The organism is Streptomyces sp. NPDC093795 (assembly GCF_044764665.1).
Taxonomy (GTDB): Bacteria; Actinomycetota; Actinomycetes; order Streptomycetales; family Streptomycetaceae; genus Streptomyces.
Genome location: NZ_JBIWIO010000017.1, coordinates 77,222 through 83,516, shown reverse-complemented (window position 1 = coordinate 83,516; position 6,295 = coordinate 77,222). Strand labels below are relative to the sequence as shown.

The window sequence follows — 6,295 nt, the reverse complement described above, 5'->3', positions numbered from 1 at the left end:
GCCTTGCGGGGGGCGCACCCCACGCCCGCGGGTTACGCGGCCCAAATGGAAACCCCCGCCCCCAACACCCCCCTTTACCCCGCCGCCGGGGGGGGGGGGGGGGCCCCCCCCGCCCCCACCACCGGCGCTTTTGCAGCGATGCAGTGATCAGCGGCCCGCTCCCCCGGGCCGCGCCCCGGTGGGCGCGGGAGCCCCAGAACCGCGAGGAATAAGACCATGACCGTGGACTCCCAGGGGACGGCGACCGCCGGTCCCCAGGACGCGCCCGGGAGGGCGGCAGAGAAGTCCCAGACTCCGCCACCCCCTTCGGGCCCGAAGGAAGTCCTTCAGCCTCCCCGCGGCAGACGCTCCCTGCCCGGCGGGCTGCTGCCGTACCTGCTCGTCGCGCCGGCCCTGCTCTCCATGGCGGTGCTGCTGCTCTACCCGCTGGTCCGCAATGTGCTCCTCTCCTTCCAGCAGCTCAACCGGAAGGAGTTCATCACCCGCGAGACGGTCTGGATCGGCTTCCAGAACTACACCGAACTCCTCGGCGACTCGCACTTCTGGTCCGTCGCCGTCCGAAGCGTCGTCTTCACGGCCGTCAACGTCGCCCTCATCATGGCGATCGGCACCGGCATCGGTCTGCTGCTCAACCGCCTCGGCAAGAAGATGCGGCTGGTCCTCTCGCTGTCCCTGATGTTCGCCTGGGCCATGCCGATCATCGCCTCCGTCACCGTCTTCCGCTGGCTCTTCGACGAGCAGTTCGGTGTCGCGAACTGGGTGATGCGCACCCTCGGCTTCTCCGGCTACGAGCAGCACAACTGGTTCGAGACCGGCTTCTCCACCCTGGTCATCATCCTGCTCCTGCTCGTCTGGGGCTCCGTCCCCTTCGTCGCCCTCAACATGTACGCCGGCCTGACCACCATCGGGTCCGAGCTGTACGAGGCCGCCAGGATGGACGGCGCCAGCGGCTGGCGGACCTTCTGGGCCGTGGTCTTCCCCAACCTGAAGTCCTTCTTCATGATCACCACGTTCCTGGAGATCATCTGGATCTTCAAGGCGTTCGCCCAGGTCTACGCGATGAACCAGGGCGGCCCCGACCGCGGCTCCGAGACCCTCCCGGTCTACGCCTACATCGAGGGCGTCGGCCAGTTCCACTACGGTGTCGCCGCCGCCATCTCCATCCTGACGATCGTGATGCTCATCGCGGTCATGTCCTTCTACTTCCGCCTGATCCTGAAGCAGGAGGAGGAGCTGTGAGCACCACCACCCAGACTCCGCAGAAGCTGCGCACCAGGAAGCCGCTCACGGTCGGCACGGTCGCCAAGAACGTCAGCGCCCTCGTGATCGCGGTGGTGTTCGTCTTCCCCGTCTACTGGATGTTCTCGTCCTCGCTGAAGCCGCAGCACGAGATCATGACGAAGGACCCCGTCTTCGTCTTCACGCCGACCTTCCAGAACTACACGACGGCGACCGGCGTCGACCTCTTCTGGACGTACGTCACCAACAGCCTCATGGTCACCATCGGCGCGGTGCTGCTCGCCCTCGTCGTCGCCCTGGCCGCGAGCTTCGCGATCGCCCGCCTGAGGTTCAAGGGACGCAAGGGCATCGTCCTCATCGTGATGATGGCGCAGATGGCCCCCTGGGAGGTCATGGTCATCGCGATGTACATGATCTCCCGTGAGAACGACATGCTGAACAGCATCCCGATGCTCACGCTCATCTACTTCGTCATGGTCCTCCCCTTCACGATCTGGACCCTGCGCGGCTTCATCGCCGCCGTCCCGGTCGAACTGGAGGAGGCCGCGCAGATCGACGGCTGCACCCGCGCCCAGGCGTTCCGCAAGGTGATCTTCCCGCTGCTCGCCCCCGGCCTGATGTCGACCTCGCTCTTCGGCTTCATCACCGCCTGGAACGAGTTCGCCATGATCCTCATGCTGAACAAGGACAGCGAGTCCGCGACCCTGACGCTCTGGCTCACCAAGTTCCAGACCGCGTTCGGCAGCGACTGGGGCGCCACCATGGCCGCCTCCACGCTCTTCGCACTCCCCGTGCTCCTCGTCTTCCTCTTCCTCCAGCGCAAGGCCGTCGGCGGCATGACCGCCGGCGCGGTGAAGGGATAAGGGCTCCCCATGACCACACTCGTACACGGCACGGACACCCTGACCCGTGACGCGCTCACCGTGCTCCAGCCCGGCTTCGTCGGCACCACCGCGCCCGACTGGCTGCTCCGGCGCATCGGCGAGGGTCTGTCGTCGGTCGGCCTGTTCGGCCGGAACATCGTCAGCCCCGAGCAGCTCACCGCGCTCACCGCGCAGCTGAGGGCCGAGCGGGACGACGTCCTCGTCGCCATCGACGAGGAGGGCGGGGACGTCACCCGCCTGGAGGTCAAGCAGGGTTCGTCCTTCCCCGGCAACTACGCGCTGGGCAGCGTCGACGACGTCGAGCTCACCCGGGCCGTCGCCCGCGAGCTCGGCCGCCGGCTCGCCGCGTGCGGCGTCGACCTCAACTGGGCGCCCTCCGCCGACGTCAACTCCAACGCCGAGAACCCGGTCATCGGCGTCCGCTCCTTCGGGCCGGACCCCGACCTGGTCGCCCGGCACACCGTGGCGTACGTCGACGGCCTCCAGGGCGTCGGGGTCGCGGCCTGCACCAAGCACTTCCCCGGACACGGCGACACGAACGTGGACTCCCACGACGCGCTGCCCCGGATCGATGTGGACCTCGCCACACTGCACACCCGTGAGCTGGTGCCTTTCCGCGCCGCCGTCGCCGCGGGTACCAAGGCGGTCATGAGCGCGCATATCCTGCTCTCCGCGCTCGACCCCCACCGCCCGGCGACCCTGAGCCCGCAGATCCTCACCGGTCTGCTCCGCCAGGAACTGGGCTTCGAGGGGCTGATCGTCACCGACGGCATGGAGATGCAGGCCGTCGCGGCGACGTACGGCATCGAGCGCGGTTCCGTCCTCGCCATCGCCGCGGGCGCCGACGCGATCTGCGTCGGCGGCGGGCTGTGCGACGAGGACACCGTGCTGCAGCTGCGCGACGCGCTCGTCAGCGCGGTACGGACCGGTGAACTGCCCGAGGAGCGGCTGGCCGACGCCGCGGCGCGCGTGCGCGCCCTGGCGGCCTGGACCCAGGCGCACCGGGCCAGGGGGGCTGGGTCGGTGCCGGGCGCGGCAGTGCAGGAGGGGACCGCGCCCGGTGCCGACATCGGACTCGTGGCGGCCCGCAGGGCCCTCAAGGTGACCCGGGGGGAGCGGCCTTACACGCCGATGACCAGCGCTCCCTACGTGGCCTCCTTCACCCCGATCGCGAACTTCGCGGTCGGCGACGAGACGCCCTGGGGCATCGCGGCGGAGCTGGGGCGCCTCCTCCCCGGCACGGAGACCGGCTCGTACGACGAGCCCTCCGTGGACGCCGTCCTGTCCGCCGCGGGGGAGCGGCGGATCGTGGCGGTGGTACGCGACGCCCACCGGCACCCGTGGATGACCGAGGCCCTGGACGGCCTGGTCGCGGCCCGCCCCGACACCGTCGTGGTCGAGATGGGCCTCAACGAGGCGGAGCCCCGCGGGGCCCTGCACATCGCCACCCACGGCGCGGCCCGGGTCTGCGGCCGCGCGGCCGCGGAGGCCGTCGTCGGAACCGGCGCCTGACCGACGCCTCCGACTCCCGCCGTACGCGAAGGGGCCCGGCACCTGAACAGGTGCCGGGCCCCTTCGCTGTCCCCAGGGGAACCCGGGCGGTTCAGACGCCCTGCTCAGATGCCCTGCCAGGCGGGCTTGTTGGCATAGGTGTGGCGGAAGTAGTCGGCGAGCTTGAGCTTGGAGGCGGCGGCTTCGTCGACGACGACGGTGGCGTGGGGGTGGAGCTGGAGCGCGGAGGCCGGGACGAGGGCGGCGATGGGGCCTTCGACGGTCTGCGCGACGGCTTCGGCCTTGCCTTCGCCGGTGGCGAGGAGCACGAGGTGGCGGGCTTCGAGGATGGTGCCGATGCCCTGGGTGATGACGTGGTGCGGCACCTGCTCGATGTCGTTGTCGAAGAAGCGCGCGTTGTCCACACGGGTCTGCTCGGTGAGCGTCTTGATGCGGGTGCGGGAGGCGAGGGAGGAGCAGGGTTCGTTGAAGCCGATGTGTCCGTCGGTGCCGATGCCGAGGATCTGGAGGTCGACGCCGCCGGCTTCGGTGAGGGCCTTGTCGTAGGCCTCGCAGGCGGCCTGGACGTCGTCGGCGGAGCCGTCGGGGCCCATGAATGCGTCGGGGGAGAGCCCGAGGGGTTCGACGACCTGGCGGAGGACGGTGGAGCGGTAGGACTCGGGGTGGCCGGCGGGCAGGCCGACGTATTCGTCGAGCTGGGCGATCCGGGCCCGGGAGGCGTCCACGGATCCGGCCCGGACCTGGGTGGTCAGGGCGTCGTAGATGGGGATCGGGGTGGATCCGGTGGCCACGCCGAGCAGCGCGTCGGGCTTGCGGCGCAGGAGGTCGGCGATGCCGTCCGCGATGAGCTCGCCGCCTGCCCTGGCGTCCTTGACGATGACAACTTCCACGCTGTGCCTGCCGATCTGCTGAGGGGCTGCTGAAAGACCGTGGTATAGACCAATCTAAGGTCAAATCTAGCAGAGGAGGGGCCTTCCCCTCATGCCGTTCCGCCCCCCGGGACGCCCCCGCCGCCTCCATCGTCGGCCGCCCCCGTCCCCCCAGCCACTCGAACCCCGAAGGCCCCGCCTACCCCGCCGTCGACAGCCCCGAACCGCCCCCCTCGGCGCCGCCGAGACCTCAGGCCAGAGAGCCTCCCGTCGCGTCGATCCAGTGGCCCGTCACCCAGCGCGCGTCGTCCGACGCCAGGAACGCCACCACGTCCGCTATCTCCGCCGGGGTACCGACCCCGCCGAGCGCCGAGAGCGCAGCGGCCCCCGCCCAGGCCTCGTCGTCACCCCGCAGCCAGGCCGCGTTGATATCGGTGTCCACGATCCCCGGCGCCACCGCGTTGACGGTGATCCGGCGCGGCCCGAGGACCTTCGAGAGATAGCTGGTGAACACGTCGAGCGCGCCCTTCGACATCGCGTACGCGATCGTCTCCGGCATGACGGCCGCCTTGCTCAGGCCCGTCGAGACGTTGATGATCCGTCCGCCGTCCCGGAGCCGCTCCGCGCCCTGCTGGGCCAGGAAGAACGGCGCCTTCGTGTTGACCGCGAAGATCCGGTCGTACTCCTCCTCCTCGATCGTCGCGAACGGATTCCTCGCGGCGATCCCGGCGTTGTTCACGAGAATGTCCAGACCGTCCGTGACCTCGTCGAAGGCCGCCCAGAGCGCCGCCGCGTCCCCCGGCGTCCCGAGCTCCCGCCCGATCGCGAAGGCCTCGCCGCCCGCCGCCTCGATCGCCGTGACCGTCTCCTTGGCCGCCGTCTCGTTGCTTCCGTAGTGCACCGCGACCCGGGCCCCCTCGCGACCGAGCCGCTCGGCGATCCCCCGCCCGATGCCGCGGCTGCCACCCGTCACGAGTGCCGTCTTCCCCGCCAGCTTCCCGGCCGCCCGCTCGGCCACCCGCTCGGCCACCTTGTCGGCCGTCTGCCCCGTGATCCGTCCTCCGAGCACGCCCATGGCGACGCCCCCCTCATTTCTGTAGCGGTCGTTACGTAAAAACCGTACCCCACTTCCGTATCGGACGCTATAGAATTCACTCCATGGTGAGGACACAGCGCGGCCGCCCCCGCTCCTTCGACCGGCTCACGGCCCTTGAGCAGGCCACGATGGCCTTCTGGGAGCACGGCTACGAGACGACCTCCGTCTCCGACCTCACCCGCGCCATGGGCATCAGCGCACCCAGCCTCTACGCGGCCTTCGGCGACAAGAAGACGCTGTTCGAGGAGGTCGTCGAGGCCTATGCCGGCTCGTACGGCGCGTACGGCGGTCGGGCCTTCGTGGAGGAGCCCACCGCCCGCGGCGCCATCGGCCGGATGCTCGACGAGGCGGCCGGACTCTTCACGGAGCCGGGCCACCCCCGCGGCTGTCTGATGATCTCCGCCGCGACCAACTGCTCGACCCCGGAGGTCGAGGAGTCCCTGAGAGCGCGCAGAAACGCCAATCTGGCGTCCTTCGAGGCCCGTATCCGCCGTGACGTCGAGACGGCCGAGCTGCCCGCCGACACCGACGCCCGCGCTCTCGCCCGCTTCAGCGGCGCCGTCCTCCAGGGCATGTCCCAGCAGGCCCGCGACGGGGCGACGGCGGAGGAACTGGCGGCCGTGGCCGAGACGGCGATGCGGGCGTGGCCACCGGCCCCCGTGCGCGCACCGGCGTCGACGGCGCCGTAAGCAGCC

The 6,295-nt window shown here is 70.4% G+C and carries 6 protein-coding genes; 4 read left to right on the top strand and 2 right to left on the bottom strand.

All coding sequences use genetic code 11. The features are described 5' to 3' along the window. The first annotated feature begins 216 nt into the window (after window positions 1-216). From ACIRB7_RS33035 to ACIRB7_RS33025, 3 genes are read left to right on the top strand one after another with little or no spacing between them, the layout of a single operon-like run. Window positions 217-1,239: a carbohydrate ABC transporter permease gene (locus tag ACIRB7_RS33035; RefSeq protein WP_403606349.1), complete on the top strand. Its 1,023-nt coding sequence runs from the start codon at window positions 217-219 to the stop codon at window positions 1,237-1,239. Then, entirely contained in the window at window positions 1,236-2,102 is an 867-nt protein-coding gene (locus ACIRB7_RS33030) for a carbohydrate ABC transporter permease (RefSeq protein ID WP_403606346.1), read from the top strand. Before ACIRB7_RS33035 ends, ACIRB7_RS33030 begins: the two co-directional genes overlap by 4 nt. Before the next feature lie 9 nt (window positions 2,103-2,111). Then, on the top strand, window positions 2,112-3,635 hold the full coding sequence (locus tag ACIRB7_RS33025; protein ID WP_403606343.1) for a glycoside hydrolase family 3 protein: 1,524 nt from the start codon (window positions 2,112-2,114) through the stop codon (window positions 3,633-3,635). A gap of 104 nt (window positions 3,636-3,739) precedes the next feature. Here ACIRB7_RS33025 and nagB read toward each other — a convergent pair whose 3' ends face one another. Both nagB and ACIRB7_RS33015 read right to left on the bottom strand, forming a co-directional pair. Continuing rightward, the gene (gene nagB, locus ACIRB7_RS33020) at window positions 3,740-4,525 is read right to left on the bottom strand and encodes a glucosamine-6-phosphate deaminase (RefSeq protein ID WP_403606340.1); all 786 of its coding nucleotides are present in this window, start codon (window positions 4,523-4,525) and stop codon (window positions 3,740-3,742) included. Between the two features lie 229 nt (window positions 4,526-4,754). After that, a complete protein-coding gene (locus ACIRB7_RS33015) occupies window positions 4,755-5,579 on the bottom strand; it encodes an SDR family oxidoreductase (protein WP_403606338.1) in 825 nt (274 codons plus the stop codon). A gap of 83 nt (window positions 5,580-5,662) precedes the next feature. On the opposite strand from ACIRB7_RS33015, the gene ACIRB7_RS33010 reads away from it, so the two are divergent. Beyond that, window positions 5,663-6,289: a TetR/AcrR family transcriptional regulator gene (locus ACIRB7_RS33010; RefSeq protein ID WP_403606336.1), complete on the top strand. Its 627-nt coding sequence runs from the start codon at window positions 5,663-5,665 to the stop codon at window positions 6,287-6,289. Window positions 6,290-6,295: the final 6 nt, after the last annotated feature.